The organism is Psychrobacter sp. UBA3068, assembly GCF_002366815.1.
GTDB lineage: Bacteria > Pseudomonadota > Gammaproteobacteria > Pseudomonadales > Moraxellaceae > Psychrobacter > Psychrobacter namhaensis.
The window spans coordinates 1-14,567 of the sequence record NZ_DFBY01000047.1; the positions used below are offsets into that span (position 1 = coordinate 1).

The following is a 14,567-nucleotide window of genomic DNA, read 5'->3' on the forward strand; positions in this document are numbered from 1 at the left end:
ACTTTCGAAGTTGAGAGTGGGGTAGTGATTTATACAATTTCATAAAAAAAACGAGTAATTAACGTCCCAAGAGTCTATGCAAAAACTCTATTCCATGAGCATATCATGAAGAGTGGAGCCACGGTATTATCTGGGTCACACACGGGCAGTTACAAATATCGCAATATCATCATGCATTATGTGTTTATATTTAATATAATAGGCGCGTTATTGGCTTCTACTAAGTACTAAACCCACTTAGCAAGCAGAGTATGCTTGTCGTTAAACACGCATGTCTTAACAACTTGAACAAAGCTTGTTACAGTGCCAGTTATCAATACCAAAATTATCACTATAAAAAATCTAAGCCGCAAGATGCTGTAATCAGATGATTTGGCAATAGCACTTGCGGCTTTGTGACATGTTGAATGATGTTTTTTTACGCTATCTGCTGCCTATCAGTAAAATCAAATGTTAAAGAGTAGCTAAGAGCGCACGGGTAGGACATCAAAACAGTCGTGAGAAAAGACACTATTTAAAAAGCACGTTGCGCGTTTGCTATACGCCCTCTTAATGTCACATGCCATAATCAGCAGTATCAATAGCAACGCCATGTCATCAACCGCATATAATTTCAATCAGCTTACGCAGGACGTATCAACGTATGGGTATTAGCAGCAGTTCTACAGAGTCGACCAAATCAATCGGCTCTATGAGAGTAAATCTATTTTTTGCCATTTTACTGATTGCGATGACCGCCTACTTTTTGTGGTGGGGTCTAGATTACACAATGCGTCAACAGACGACGCTATTTATTGTAGCAACCGCTTTTGGTGTCTTTATGGCATTCAATATTGGTGGTAACGATGTCGCCAACTCTTTTGGTACGTCAGTCGGTGCAGGCACATTAACCATTCCCCAAGCATTAGGAGTGGCAGCGATATTTGAGGTATCGGGGGCCGTATTGGCAGGTGGTGAGGTGACCGACACGATTCGTAAAGGTATCGTTGATTTAGATGGTTTGTCAGTCACACCCAATCAGTTTATTTATGTCATGCTTTCAGCGCTTATTGCGGCCGCGTTTTGGCTGCTGTTTGCTACGCGCAAGGGGTTGCCGGTATCGACCACCCACTCTATTATCGGCGGGGTCGTTGGTAGTTCTATCGTTCTAGGGTTTGATTTGGGCGGGAGCGCTACAGCGTTTTCTACCGTTGATTGGGGCACCATTGGCACCATCGCTATTTCTTGGGTATTGTCGCCACTATTGGGTGGTGTATTGGCCTATGTGCTGTACGGACAAATTAAGAAAAACATCATTGAGTATAATGATAGAACAGAGGCGCATATTGGTGAGCTAAAAGCCAATAAAAAAGTCTTAAAACAAAATCATAAAGAGTTTTTGGATGGGTTGACAGAGTCAGAACAACTGGCCTATACGTCCGCCATGTTACGCGATCAAGAGATTTATAAAGACGATGACTGCGTCGTTGAAGACCTAGAAACTGACTATTATAAAAAGCTTTATGAAATCGAGAACGAGCGCACTAACCTTGATACCCTAAAAGCCCTGAAGCAATGGGTGCCTATCATTGCAGCATTGGGCGGGGCGGTCATGACTTCTCTAGTCGTATTTAAAGGGCTCAAAAACGTCAATAACAATCTGACGACGTTGCAGGGTTTTTTGATCATGGGGATGATTGCTGCGCTGGTTTGGCTGGCTACCTTTATCTACACCAAGACTATTCGTGGTAAACATAAAGAAGACCTTACTAAGGCGACTTTTATTATGTTTAGCTGGATGCAGGTCTTTACCGCCTCAGCCTTTGCGTTTAGTCATGGGTCGAATGACATTGCCAATGCCGTTGGTCCTTTTGCAGCCATTATGGACGTTATTCGTACCAATGAGATCGCTTCACAAGCTGCCGTTCCTCCCGCTGTCATGTTGACCTTTGGTGTGGCACTGATCGTCGGTCTTTGGTTCATCGGTAAAGAAGTGATTCAGACGGTGGGTACCAATCTAGCGAAGATGCACCCAGCTTCCGGCTTCTCAGCTGAACTGGCTGCTGCTGCTGTCGTTATGGGAGCGTCGACGATGGGTCTGCCAGTGTCGAGTACTCACACATTAGTTGGTGCAGTACTTGGCATCGGTATTGTTAATAGAGATACCAACTGGGCACTAATGAAGCCAATCGGCTTAGCTTGGGTGATTACGCTTCCTGCAGCCGCTACCATGTCTGCAATCAGTTATGTCGTACTCAAGCAGATCTTTTAAAAATGCAGCATCCCATAGATTTACGGGCTAACTGAATACCAGAAAAAACGCTTATTGGCATCATACCGATAAGCGTTTTTTTATGTTAGTTGTACGTTTAATCGGTACCAAATTGTTGGCGTTTTTTGGCAAAGAAGCGGTCTAAACGATCCATTGCATCTTCTAAGTCATGAAGGTTTGGTAAGAAGACCAAGCGGAAATGATCGGGCTTGTCCCAGTTAAATCCTGTGCCTTGTACCATTAAGACGTTTTCTTCAATCAGCAAATCCATCATAAAGTCCATGTCGTCTTCAATAGGGTAAACCTCAGGGTCCATCTTGGGAAAACAGTAAAACGCGCCTTGCGGCATGGTGCAAGAAATACCTTTGATGGCATTAAGTCGTGATACTGCCATTTCGCGCTGCTTATACAGGCGACCTTTTTGAGACGTTAAATCCTTCATACTTTGGTAGCCGCCCATCGCTGTTTGGATGGCATATTGACCTTGGACGTTGGAACACAGACGCATAGAGGCCAGCATATCTAAGCCCTCAATAAAGTCAGCCGCGTGTTGCTTGCGACCTGATACCATCATCCAGCCCGCGCGAAACCCAGCGATACGGTGCGATTTTGACAAACCATTGTAGGAGAGGACAAGCACATCGTCGGTTAAGGTACTCATTGGCGTGTGGGCCATATCATCATAAAGAATGCGATCGTAAATCTCATCGGCCATGATGATTAAGTCATGCTCTTTAGCGACTTCAATAATCTGTCGGAGTACGTCATCGCTATAAAGGGCACCCGTTGGATTATTGGGATTAATGACCACAATCCCCTTGGTTTTATCGGTGATTTTAGATTTGATATCTTCGATATCAGGGTGCCAGTTGTCGTCTTCATTACAGCGATAATGCACCGCTGTACCACCCGATAGATTGGCCGCTGCTGTCCAAAGCGGGTAGTCTGGCATCGGAATCAACACTTCATCACCATCGTTCATCAAAGCCTGCATGGTCATCACAATCAGCTCAGAGACCCCATTACCCAAATAAACATCACGGACATCGACCGCTGACAACAACCCCTTTGATTGGTAATACTGCAATACCGCCTTACGTGCTGAAAAAATTCCTTGCGAGTCAGAATATCCTGTGGCTTCAGACAAATTCATGGTCACATCACGCAAAATCTCATGAGGCGCTTCTAGTCCAAAGGGGGCGGGGTTACCGACGTTAAGTTTTAATATACGTTTACCTTCTGCCTCCATTCTATTAGCGGTCTGTAATAGAGGGCCGCGAATGTCATAGCAAACGTTTTGTAGTTTATCGGACTTTTTTATTGTACTCATAGAGTGACCACTCATAGGGTTGTTTTGTGAATGTTTGCGAGTATCAGAGGCTGTGTGTGCGACATTTAAATGAGGCGGGTTTTTATCATTAGATTGGTTTTGCCGCTCACCGCGTAATAGATATCCTTCGCTACAGCCCAAGATACGCGCTAGGGTTGGTAGCTTAGAGGACACAATGCCATTTGTGCCACGCTCCCAATTAGAAATCGCGCCGCGACTCACCTTGGCACCGGCTGCTGTCATCGCTTGGGCTAATTGCTCAGCCGTGAGTCCTTTTTCACGGCGCAACCGCACCAGTCGTTCCGCTTGCGTACTGTTACTATTGTCATCAGACATAGCGATCTAAGCCTTTATAATCAGTGAGTTTGTAATAGATAAGCTAAAGTACAAAATGTGCATCGTTTTATTTGAACACCAATGCAAGATATTATTGCATAATGAAGGCGATTGCAAGGCGTTATTCATTCAAAATTACTCACGAAATGCAAGTATAACTTGCATTTATAATTAGTTCATTACTGTCTCTGTCACGAGATACTGATAAAAACACAAGCTTAACGTAGCCAATCTCGCTTAAAATAGGGAAACCAAACAATATTGGCAGCACTCTTTGTGCATGTGACTTGAATAGTGAGTCGATAACCAGCAGATATACAGCATCGTTCTTATAATAAAATGACGATAAAACGGTTACAGAGATGAGATCATAAATACTCGAATAAGGATACATTATGCAAGACAATCAACTAAGCAAAGAAGAAATCAGCCAGTTAACCGAAGCTGACTGGAAAGAGCGTCTGAGCGCTGATGAGTATCATGTGATGCGCGAAAAAGGCACAGAACGTCCGTTTACAGGTGTCTATAACGATGCGACTGATGATGGTATTTACCGCTGTAAAGGCTGCGGGGCCAGTTTGTTCGACTCATCTAGTAAATTTGATGCCAGCTGCGGTTGGCCAAGTTTCGATCAAGGCATCGATAACAACGCGATTGAAGAGCATGTCGATAACTCGCTAGGTATGACTCGTACAGAAGTAACGTGTAGCAACTGCGGTGCCCATTTGGGTCACGTTTTCCCTGATGGACCGCGTGAGACCACAGGGATGCGTTATTGCATCAACTCTGTTTCTATTGATTTGGATAAGTCTGAGAAGTAGTATCGACTCTTGCAGTCAGTGACATAATGTTAGAGGGATAAAAGGGAAGCGCGTGAGGCTTCCTTTTTAGTATTATTTATACGGTGAATGAGGTATAAATGCTTAATAGACACCCCCAACAAATCAGTCAATTTAAGGATAAATGATGAGCCCTATTTATGAATTTACTGCTGAGCGCATGGATGGCACCTCACAAGCGTTTTCTGACTATCAAGGTCAGGTGTTACTCATCGTCAATACCGCGAGCAAATGTGGATTTACGCCGCAATTCGAAGGACTAGAAGCGCTGTATCAACAGTATAAAGAGCAAGGGTTGGTCATCATCGGCTTTCCTTGTAATCAGTTCGGTAACCAAGATCCCGGTAGTAATGATGAGATTGGCGCGTTTTGTCAAAAGAACTACGGTGTCAGCTTCCCAATGATGGCAAAGGTCGATGTCAATGGCGATGAGGCGCATCCACTTTTTAAGTGGCTTAAAAGTCAAAAGGGCGGTGTGCTCACCGATGGTATTAAATGGAATTTTACCAAGTTTTTGATTGGTAACGATGGGCAAGTTATCGAACGTTATGCCCCAACCACCAAGCCAGACGCGATCAAAAACGATATCGAGCAAGCACTCACCAATAAATAAGTATTGAACCTAAAAAAATATGGGTTTTTTATAAAAATATAAAATCAATAAAAACATATGCTTGCTAGAATTTTTCATAAAAATGCGTAAAATATCGCAAAAACTGGAAAATAGCGTTTGACAGCCAACTGTAAATCTATATAATACACACCCACAGCAACGGAGCTTAGTGACAAACTTAGGGCTCAGTTGATGTTGAATAAATTGCATAGCAATTGTTCGAAGGGTGATTAGCTCAGTTGGTAGAGCGTCTGCCTTACACGCAGAATGTCGGCGGTTCGAATCCGTCATCACCCACCACTTCTTAGCGAGTGGATAAATAAGCTAAGACGACCTAAGCAGCGGTAGTTCAGTTGGTTAGAATACCGGCCTGTCACGCCGGGGGTCGCGGGTTCGAGTCCCGTCCGCTGCGCCATATTTAAAACGAATTTAGACTATTAAGTTTAAGCAAGTTTCGCCTCAAACATTAGATTGTTTGAGGTTTTTTTGTGTCTGTAGATTTTATTAAGTGTTTGATTTATAATTATTTATTGTTTTTAGGCTGCTTTTGAGCTAGAAAGGAGCTTATCTCCACGTACTTTTTCTAAGGCTGTATTCCCCATTCAATGAAATGAGAAGTGTCTATGACTATTTTTACTACTATGTCTAATAGGAAGTCTTATCGCTATTTACCTACGTTTATTCAAGGGTCGGCTGTTTTTTTAGTAGCTGCTGTGTTATCAGCTTGTGGGCAGTCTGACATCGATAATTCTAATGGCAGCCCTGTTGAGGCAGAGACTACCCAAGTGGCGCAAGTGGTTGTAGAAAATCCAGCAGACAACACAGACCTGCTCAAAAATGTGTCAGCAACCATTTACAAAGATGCCAATTGCGGTTGTTGCAAAGAGTGGATAGAGCACACACAGTCGTATGGCTTACACTCGACTGTCGAGCATCCAGCAGATCTATTACTGATTAAAGATCGTTATGGCGTGCCTGCTGAGACACGCTCTTGTCACACCGCTATCACCACTGATGGCTATGTCTTTGAAGGTCACGTTCCAGCGAAGTACGTCGCTGAATTTTTGCAGAATCCACCGGCGCAAGCCATTGGACTGGCTGTACCGGGGATGCCTGTCGGTAGTCCGGGTATGGAGTATCAGGGTCAGTTTGCACCGTATCAGATCATGCAAATAAACAAAGATGGTACAAAGCAAGTATATGTTGAAGTGGAGTCGGCAGAGCAGCAGTTATAAGCTGATGTCTTCAAACCAAAAACACTTAATTGAAACTTCAATAAATTGGTAACATTGATGGAGACTGACCGATGAATCATGACGAGAAAAACCAGATGAACCCTTATGTGAAATTTACCCTCATGATTCTTACGTCTACTGTGCTGATGTATATCATGATGTATTTCAACACTTATGAATGGGATCATGTGTATTTCAGTGAGACTCGAGTTTACATGGCGCTATACATGGGGGCGGGTATGGCAGTGGTTATGCTGGCGTTTATGGCCAACATGTATAAGAAAACCAAGATTAATTTAATGATTTATGGGTTGAGTATCGTACTGTTTGCGGTAGGTATTTGGGGCGTTAGATCACAGCAAACCGTTGATCAGGTCGATTGGATGCAAGCCATGATTCCCCATCACTCGATTGCTATTTTAACCAGTGAGAGAGCGGATATAGAAGATCCTAGAGTAAGACAGCTCGCTGATCAAATCATCGAAACACAAAAACGTGAAATAAGCGAGATGCAGGCACTTATTGAAGATTTAAAATAGATGACGTGTCAGGAATAAGAGATTTGTCACAACACACCACCCATAAAAAAACCCCCATCAAAGTGATGAGGGTTTTGGCAAATGCCATAATTGAATCAAAGATGACTCAAGAAATTTACTACTAAAATGTGGCTCTCCAACCTGGGCTCGAACCAGGGACACACGGATTAACAGTCCGTTGCTCTACCAACTGAGCTATTGGAGAATAGGCTGTAAGACTTTAATTTCCTACAACGAGCCTTAGAAGTCTCTAATGAGTTCTTGCTAAGTGGGGCGTATTCTAGCAAAGATAAAAAATACGTCAAGCGTTTTTTTGCATATTTAGTAAAAATTGTCATTTTAATGATGAGATAGCAGATTTTTACTAAAAAATGGCTAAAACGTCTACAAAAAAAGACACCTTATAGAATATATAGGGTGTCTTTTTCTATAAAAAAACTTATAAGACTAAGTGTCCTTTATGACTTATTCGGCAACGTCTAAGTCAGCCACTGCTTTTTCGATACGTGATAAGGCGTCTTTTAAGGTGGCTTCATCGGTTGCGTAAGAGATACGCATGTAACCGCCAAGGCCAAATGCATCACCAGGGACAACGGCTACCCCGACTTTGTCTAATAACCATTCTGAAAACTCCGTACATGATGAGAGACCAGCGGCTTTGATCAGAGGTTTGATTTCTGGGTACACGTAAAACGCGCCATCAGGACGCAGACAAGTGATGCCTTTGATGGCGTTTAGGCCATTCACCACTAAGTCACAGCGCTGCTCAAATGCGGCTACCATCGGTGTGAGGACACTTTGGTCACCGCTGATTGCTGCTTCTGCTGCCACTTGGCTAATCGAGGTTGGGCATGAGGTGGATTGTGATTGTACCTTTTTCATGGCACCGATTAGCTTAGCAGGGCCGCCAGCATAACCGATACGCCAGCCTGTCATTGCATACGCTTTAGACACACCATTTAGAATGATCGCACGGTCTTTTAGCTCAGGTGCTGCATTTAAGATATTGTAGAACTTATCACCCGTCCAGCGGATATGTTCGTACATGTCGTCTGAGGCTACATAGACTTGTGGATGCTTTTTCAGTACTTCAGCGATGGCTTTTAGCTCATCTAACGTATAAATCATACCCGTTGGGTTAGAGGGGCTATTCAATACCAAAAGTTTGGTCTTGTTAGTAATGGCGGCTTCTAATTGCTCAGCGGTAATCTTAAAGTTTTGCTCAGCCGGGCATTTAACGATGACTGGCACGCCTTCTGCGATGATGACCATGTCAGGATAGCTGACCCAGTATGGCGCTGGGATGATGACTTCGTCGCCTGGGTTGATAAAGGCTTGGGCAAGGTTAAAGAACGACTGCTTACCACCGACCGATACTAGGATTTCGTTTGGCTCATAGCTGATGTCGTTGTCGCGCTTGAATTTCTCTATGATGGCGGTCTTTAGCTCTGGCGTACCATCGACAGCAGTATATTTAGTAAAGCCGTCATTGATCGCATCGATGGCTGCTTTTTTGATGTGTTCAGGGGTATCAAAATCAGGTTCACCAGCGCCCAAACCGATAATATCTTTACCCGCTGCTTTGAGCTCTTTGGCTTTATTGGTAATCGCTAGCGTAGGTGATGGTTTGATGTTGTTGACGCGGTCAGACAGTTGCAACTCGCTCATGAGAGATCCTTTTTACATTGGAGTGGGTTAGTGAAGACGTGTTATTGATTATATAAACTGTTAAGGGTTATTAAAACATGACGCCAGACAGCTTCACGCCTTGTCTTTTTAAGCAGTTATCCGTTCAAGGTAGTATCGTGACGCAAAAAAGTGTTTGGTTGAGGTGAGGTGTTCTCGCTTATTGTACTATTGCAGAATAGGCGTCGACATATTCCCCCCAACCGCCCTATTTTTCTTTTTAAAAGGGACGTTTTAAAAGGGACGTATTGTGATGGTAGTTAACGCTCAATAATCAGTGAGCATTCAGACCTCTACGCACTTTTGATCTTGGCATTGTAGCATGTGGTTATTGTACTGTCTTATAGGGGTCGTAACAGAAAATGACGAATTTCTTAGCAGGTTTGCCAGCGTGATGACGGACAGATTTAATAGGATGAGGGGCGAAGTGATTGCGAAACCACAACAATAAAATGGTTATTTTACGCTATTATTATTTAGATATATTACATAAAACGGAATTTATTTTAATAAAAATTAACCTGATATTCTAAGTAGAAGCACGAGTCATTAAAGCTTGGGTAAACGGTGATTTTTCCTATAAGTGTGACCAAAAGGAGGTTGATCATGACAGACTCTTCTAAAAAACTGCATATCCTTATTACTGGAGCGACCTCGGGCATTGGTAAGCAGTTAACAAAAGACTATCTCTTAGAAAACCATCACGTGTATGCCGTTGGCCGTGACGATGAGGCGTTGGCTGAACTGAAGTCGCTAGGGGCAGACACCATCGATTTAGATTTAATGAATCGAGAGAAAGTGCTCGCAGCTTTTGACAAAATCAGTGAGGTAGATTTGGCGATTTGTGGGGCGGGTATGTGTGAGTATTTGGACATGCCAAATTTTGACAGTGCGGCGTTTATGAGAGTCATGTCAGTGAATATGGGCACATTATCACATGCCGTTGAGGGCGTGTTGCCAAAGCTGATTGCCTCAAAAGGCCGCTTGGTTGGCATTGGGTCCGCATCTGCTTATGTGCCTTTTGCGCGGGCTGAAGCGTATGGCAGTTCAAAGGCCGCCATCCATTACTTGATGAAAACCCTGCAGATTAGTCTCGCTCCGTACGATGTGGCGGTCAGCTTAGTGGTGCCGGGTTTTGTCGAAACCCCTATGACCAAACAAAATGACTTTCCTATGCCGTTTATTCAGACTCCAGAGCAGGCAAGCCAAGCCATACGCGATGGTATCGAGAGTGGCCATGAGGTTATTGAGTTTCCGAAAAAACTGACTTTACCGTTAAAGGCATTGGGTACGTTGCCGGACTTGGTCTGGCAGCAAGTTAGTGAAAAGCTCAATAAAAAGTGAGGCTCTACAGTAATTTAAAGGACGACTCACCAAGACATAGCTACCCATATAGGAAGGACACTTTATGCCGTTTATTCGTTTCAAGCGTGCAAATAATCAAAAGACCGCGCAAAAACATACGCATACTGCTGAAAATTGTGATGATATCGAAACGGAAAAGCGTGTTGCTATTATCGGCTCAGGTGTCTCAGGACTGACTTGCGCCCATTATCTTGTGGCGCAGCATGATATTACGGTGTTTGAAGCCAATGATTATATCGGCGGGCATGTCAACACCATCGATGTCGCGCTACAAGATGGCAAAAAAGCAAAGAGCAGCAAAGTAGAGAGCAGTGCGATAGATACAGGATTTATTGTTTTTAATGAGCGTACGTATCCCAATTTCTTTCGTTTGCTTCATGAGTTACAAGTGCCGTTTCAGGCAACGGATATGAGCTTTTCGGTAAAGAATACGGTGCGTGCCTTTGAATATAACGGTCATACACTCAACACTTTATTGTCGCAGCGAAAGAATGTACTGAATCCAAAATTTTGGCAGTTTATAAAAGAAGTCTTACAGTTCAATAAACACATCAAGCAGCTGCGTCAAGCTTATGAAGCTGCTCGCGCGCACGGGCAAGAGGGGAGTCGTTTCACTGAACAAACTCTCGGTAGTTATCTGGTAAAAAAACGCTATGGTCATCTGTTTACGGATAACTATCTACTGCCCATGGTCTCGGCTATTTGGTCAACCAGTCTGGATGAAGTCCAAGATTTTCCACTGGTGTTTTTTGCGCAGTTCTTTGACAACCATGGTTTGCTTGATGTGGTCAATCGGCCGCAGTGGTTTACGATCAAAGGCGGCTCAAAGCAATATGTCAATAAACTGATTCCACGTTTTATCAAAGCGGGTGGCAAGGTGCGAGTCAATAGCCTAGTACAATCTGTAGTACGTGATGGCGAACAAGTGATTTTGACGGTGCAAAGTAAAGGTAATGTTGATAATCGTAGCGAAAACTTTGTGTTCGATGAAGTCATCTTTGCTTGTCATGCAGACACCGCCCTCAATATTTTAAAAGATGCCAGTACGGATGAATCTAAAGTATTAAGTCACTTCCGCTTTACCAAAAATACCGCGGTACTGCACACAGATACCAGTGTCCTACCCAAAAAACCACTAGCATGGGCAAGTTGGAACTATTTAATCGAGGAAAAATTGTCAGGCCACGTGACAGAAGAGAGGCAAGCTTCTAATATCGCCGGAAACGTGCAAATATCGAGTAAGCCCGTACTGACCTATCATATGAATATCTTGCAGCGCCTGACCAAAAAGCATAATTATTTGGTCACTTTGAATCACCAGATTGATGAGAGTCAGGTAGTCAAGCGTATCGACTATAGTCATCCAGTGTTTGATCTAGCGATGATTGAGGCTCAAACCAAATGGTCAAGTATCTCTGGCAATGGTTTGCATACGCATTTTTGCGGTGCATACTGGTTCAATGGCTTTCATGAAGATGGCGTACGCAGTGGATTACGTGTCTGTCAGGCGCTCGGTCTTGATATTGATATAAAAGTTGAAGCCGATCCATCTCATCTGCCGGATGCCGATAGCGCCCATACGCCATTTCGCTATAAGGACTTACCCGTGAAAGCAGATACAAAGCCACGCAAACTTCATAAACGTCAGGTCACGACGGCGACTACCAATCAAGAGCTGATTGAGTATGTGGCGCATTTACAGTCTGCGACCATTGATAGCGTTCAAACGAGAAGCCGAGGGTTATTTGGCCGTCGTAAAGGGCGGTAATTTTGGGGTTAAAATCAAGCAATACTATCGAAGAGAGCGTTATGTCTAGTAAAGTCCACTCGTCTAACACCTCCGTGCCCCATCAGTTGTTCCACGGCACAACATGGCACAGCAGGCTGCTGCCAAGCGTACATAAGTTTAGTTACCCTTATCGTTATTGGGGGATCAATATTAGCGCCTTAGCGGCAGGACAGGCGCTCCCTGACATCAGTACGGCAGCCATTGGTGAAAGTAAAATCCTGAAAAAATTAAGGTTAACCTCAATTCTGCCAAAGAGACTATTAGCAATACAATGGTCGTTATTTTCAGCAAAGAAAAAGGCTTTGCAGCAGTTTTGTCCTGATGACTATTTGCAGGGAATAAATAGCCTAAGTAACAATAACAATGCTGATATCAATAACCAGTTGGATCAGGTTCAAGCACTTAAGTATCGTTTACAACAAGTATTTATCGCTCAAATGGGCAGTGCGCCGTTAGGCGAGACGGTCGGACTTGTGGTTTGTCGCAATGCTGGCCTCTATTTTAGCCCAGTCAATTTTTATTTGGGTTTTGATAAGCAGCAGGTACCCACCCATTTGTTGGCTGAGGTTTCTAACACGCCATGGGATAAGCGTCATTATTATGGGTTTTTGTTAGAAGGTGAGCGTACTGAGTTTTGCCACGATAAAAACTTCCATGTGTCACCCTTTAACCCTATCGATCAGCTCTATCGTTGGCAGGTCACCATAAAGAGTACGACAAAAGACGAGGCAAAAGGGCAGCCGAACAATGGTTTGCAGGTTCGTATTGCTATTGATATCAGTGATGAGCGCGGTGACGTGTTAAAAACGGGGGTAAAGATGTCAGGTATAGCTTTGACTGATGCCTCTGTCCGTCAAAGCTTGCGACAAAACCCCCTCATGAATATAACGTCTTTATCGCGTATCTATTGGCACGCTTTTAAACTTTATGCGATCAAAAAAGTGCCGTATGTAAACTATGATGAAAAGCTGGTCAATAGCCAACAGCACCCAGCAAGCACTCAAAAAGCTGACTCTTAACGATGGAGAGCTCAAAGAGTATCAGAAATAAAACACGTGACTACAGAAGGCCTATACAAGGATGAACACACAATGCCAGCACGACCAACCGACCGCGCACCCAGCTCAGCATTAGAGAAACTGTCCGTACGGCTGAACAAAATAGCCAACGAGAGCGCTGTTTTGCGACCCATGAATGAGGGAATAAATCAATTGGCAAGAAAACTCATATTTCGAGCCCTAAAGCACATTCAGTTCGGCAGCCTTACCTTAATCGAAGCATTTGGTGAACAGGCACCTACTACAAGCCGCTTTGGTAGTGTGTCATCTAGCGTTGCTAGCACCTCAGCGGTTGGTCGTCATCCATTACACGTCACCTTGATGATTCATGACAGCGCTGTGTATCGGCAACTGTTACTGGGTGGCTCTATAGCGCTGGCAGACAGCTATATTAATGGCGAATGGGATACGGATGATTTAACGGGATTGATTCGCTTGGCAGCGCGTAACTTGGCAGTACTCAATAAACTAGAGAGTCGATTTGCTGGCGTGAGTAAAGCATTTGAGAAAGCGAAGCATCAACTGCGTAGTAATGATAAATCTGGCGCCAAATCCAATATCCTAGCGCATTATGACTTGGGTAATGATATGTATCAGCGCTTTTTAGACGATACGATGATGTATTCTGCGGCCGTGTATCGTACGCCTGAGATGACACTTAGCGATGCGCAGCAGTACAAATTGGCGCTTATATGTCAGCGTCTACAACTTACCCCTGATGATCACGTTATCGAAATTGGGACGGGTTGGGGTGGTTTTGCTATTTATGCCGCCCAGCATTATGGTTGTCACATAACAACAACGACCATCTCTGATGCGCAGTATTGTGAGGCGAAGCGCCGAGTCAAAGCCGCTGGACTGTCTGATAAAATCACACTACTTAAGCAAGACTATCGTGAGCTGACAGGGCAGTACGACAAACTGGTCAGTATTGAGATGATTGAAGCGGTCGGGCATGAATATTTACCGACTTTCTTTGCCAAGTGCAATAGCTTGCTCAAACCCACGGGACTAATGGTATTGCAAGCGATTACCTTCAATGACCAAAATTACCAAGACTACATAAAATCGGTCGATTTTATTCAGACACATATTTTTCCTGGTGGCTGTCTGTTATCCAACCAAGAGCTAAACACGCAGTTTACTGAGCAGACCGACATGGTCATCAAACAGCTACACGATTATGGCTTTGACTATGCGCACACGCTGAGGGATTGGCGTACCGCATTTATGGCGCAGCGTACAGAAATCGAAGCGCTTGGTTATGATGACGCCTTTATTCGTTTATGGAACTTTTACTTTTGCTACTGTGAAGGGGGCTTTTTAGAACGGACCATTGGCGTGGTACAAGTGACTGCAGTGAAGCCTAACAACATTGACACGATGCACTTCTCTGATGGGTCTTTCGATGACAGGGTGAGTGAGGAGCAAAGCTGTCGCCTTATGGATCAACTTATGAACGATAATGACCAAGATGCGTTCAACCAACATGCGCTACCTTTATAAGTGGTGCCGACAATAATCTT

At 43.9% G+C, this 14,567-nt stretch carries 11 protein-coding genes and 3 tRNA genes; 11 read left to right on the forward strand and 3 right to left on the reverse strand.

The window, feature by feature from the left end; all coding sequences use genetic code 11:
• Positions 1-643 precede the first annotated feature (643 nt).
• Positions 644-2,251: an inorganic phosphate transporter gene (locus tag B2P60_RS10860; RefSeq protein WP_193006544.1), complete on the forward strand. Its 1,608-nt coding sequence runs from the start codon at positions 644-646 to the stop codon at positions 2,249-2,251.
• Between the two features lie 97 nt (positions 2,252-2,348).
• On the opposite strand, the gene B2P60_RS10865 is transcribed toward B2P60_RS10860, so the two are convergent.
• Positions 2,349-3,917, reverse strand: a complete 1,569-nt coding sequence (locus tag B2P60_RS10865; RefSeq protein WP_198334309.1) for an aminotransferase class I/II-fold pyridoxal phosphate-dependent enzyme — start codon at positions 3,915-3,917, stop codon at positions 2,349-2,351.
• A gap of 395 nt (positions 3,918-4,312) precedes the next feature.
• Between B2P60_RS10865 and msrB the strand changes: the two genes are divergently transcribed.
• The 6 genes from msrB (at position 4,313) to B2P60_RS10895 (ending at position 7,143) form a co-directional block, all read left to right on the forward strand.
• Positions 4,313-4,738 carry a peptide-methionine (R)-S-oxide reductase MsrB gene (gene msrB, locus B2P60_RS10870; protein ID WP_198334310.1) on the forward strand — a complete coding sequence of 142 codons (426 nt, stop codon included), beginning with the start codon at positions 4,313-4,315 and terminating at the stop codon, positions 4,736-4,738.
• A 145-nt stretch (positions 4,739-4,883) separates the two neighbouring features.
• A complete protein-coding gene (locus B2P60_RS10875; RefSeq protein ID WP_198334311.1) occupies positions 4,884-5,369 on the forward strand; it encodes a glutathione peroxidase in 486 nt (161 codons plus the stop codon).
• 224 nt (positions 5,370-5,593) lie between these two features.
• Positions 5,594-5,669, forward strand: a tRNA-Val gene (locus tag B2P60_RS10880).
• A 38-nt stretch (positions 5,670-5,707) separates the two neighbouring features.
• Positions 5,708-5,784 (forward strand) — tRNA-Asp (locus B2P60_RS10885).
• A 208-nt stretch (positions 5,785-5,992) separates the two neighbouring features.
• On the forward strand, positions 5,993-6,604 hold the full coding sequence (locus B2P60_RS10890; protein WP_286741323.1) for a DUF411 domain-containing protein: 612 nt from the start codon (positions 5,993-5,995) through the stop codon (positions 6,602-6,604).
• A gap of 71 nt (positions 6,605-6,675) precedes the next feature.
• Complete coding sequence (locus tag B2P60_RS10895; RefSeq protein WP_226949494.1) at positions 6,676-7,143, forward strand: DUF305 domain-containing protein; 468 nt, start codon at positions 6,676-6,678, stop codon at positions 7,141-7,143.
• 129 nt (positions 7,144-7,272) lie between these two features.
• Here the strand turns inward: B2P60_RS10895 and B2P60_RS10900 are convergent.
• Positions 7,273-7,348, reverse strand: a tRNA-Asn gene (locus B2P60_RS10900).
• Between the two features lie 260 nt (positions 7,349-7,608).
• Complete coding sequence (locus tag B2P60_RS10905) at positions 7,609-8,811, reverse strand: pyridoxal phosphate-dependent aminotransferase (RefSeq protein ID WP_286741325.1); 1,203 nt, start codon at positions 8,809-8,811, stop codon at positions 7,609-7,611.
• A gap of 624 nt (positions 8,812-9,435) precedes the next feature.
• Between B2P60_RS10905 and B2P60_RS10910 the strand changes: the two genes are divergently transcribed.
• From B2P60_RS10910 to B2P60_RS10925, 4 genes are all read left to right on the forward strand, one after another.
• On the forward strand, positions 9,436-10,173 hold the full coding sequence (locus B2P60_RS10910) for an SDR family NAD(P)-dependent oxidoreductase (protein ID WP_198334314.1): 738 nt from the start codon (positions 9,436-9,438) through the stop codon (positions 10,171-10,173).
• Between the two features lie 64 nt (positions 10,174-10,237).
• The gene (locus B2P60_RS10915) at positions 10,238-11,962 is read left to right on the forward strand and encodes an NAD(P)/FAD-dependent oxidoreductase (RefSeq protein ID WP_286741328.1); all 1,725 of its coding nucleotides are present in this window, start codon (positions 10,238-10,240) and stop codon (positions 11,960-11,962) included.
• Between the two features lie 41 nt (positions 11,963-12,003).
• On the forward strand, positions 12,004-13,002 hold the full coding sequence (locus tag B2P60_RS10920; RefSeq protein ID WP_286741330.1) for a DUF1365 domain-containing protein: 999 nt from the start codon (positions 12,004-12,006) through the stop codon (positions 13,000-13,002).
• 72 nt (positions 13,003-13,074) lie between these two features.
• Positions 13,075-14,547, forward strand: coding sequence for an SAM-dependent methyltransferase (locus tag B2P60_RS10925; protein WP_286741332.1), 1,473 nt, complete (start codon positions 13,075-13,077; stop codon positions 14,545-14,547).
• The last annotated feature ends 20 nt before the right edge of the window (positions 14,548-14,567 follow it).

What these genes read in the sequence shown, in the direction of transcription:
- B2P60_RS10860 (WP_193006544.1), top strand. Translation starts at nt 644, where the DNA reads ATGGGTATTAGCAGCAGTTCTACAGAGTCGACCAAATCAATCGGCTCT.
- B2P60_RS10865 (WP_198334309.1), bottom strand. Translation starts at nt 3,917, where the DNA reads ATGTCTGATGACAATAGTAACAGTACGCAAGCGGAACGACTGGTGCGG.
- msrB (WP_198334310.1), top strand. Translation starts at nt 4,313, where the DNA reads ATGCAAGACAATCAACTAAGCAAAGAAGAAATCAGCCAGTTAACCGAA.
- B2P60_RS10875 (WP_198334311.1), top strand. Translation starts at nt 4,884, where the DNA reads ATGAGCCCTATTTATGAATTTACTGCTGAGCGCATGGATGGCACCTCA.
- B2P60_RS10890 (WP_286741323.1), top strand. Translation starts at nt 5,993, where the DNA reads ATGACTATTTTTACTACTATGTCTAATAGGAAGTCTTATCGCTATTTA.
- B2P60_RS10895 (WP_226949494.1), top strand. Translation starts at nt 6,676, where the DNA reads ATGAATCATGACGAGAAAAACCAGATGAACCCTTATGTGAAATTTACC.
- B2P60_RS10905 (WP_286741325.1), bottom strand. Translation starts at nt 8,811, where the DNA reads ATGAGCGAGTTGCAACTGTCTGACCGCGTCAACAACATCAAACCATCA.
- B2P60_RS10910 (WP_198334314.1), top strand. Translation starts at nt 9,436, where the DNA reads ATGACAGACTCTTCTAAAAAACTGCATATCCTTATTACTGGAGCGACC.
- B2P60_RS10915 (WP_286741328.1), top strand. Translation starts at nt 10,238, where the DNA reads ATGCCGTTTATTCGTTTCAAGCGTGCAAATAATCAAAAGACCGCGCAA.
- B2P60_RS10920 (WP_286741330.1), top strand. Translation starts at nt 12,004, where the DNA reads ATGTCTAGTAAAGTCCACTCGTCTAACACCTCCGTGCCCCATCAGTTG.
- B2P60_RS10925 (WP_286741332.1), top strand. Translation starts at nt 13,075, where the DNA reads ATGCCAGCACGACCAACCGACCGCGCACCCAGCTCAGCATTAGAGAAA.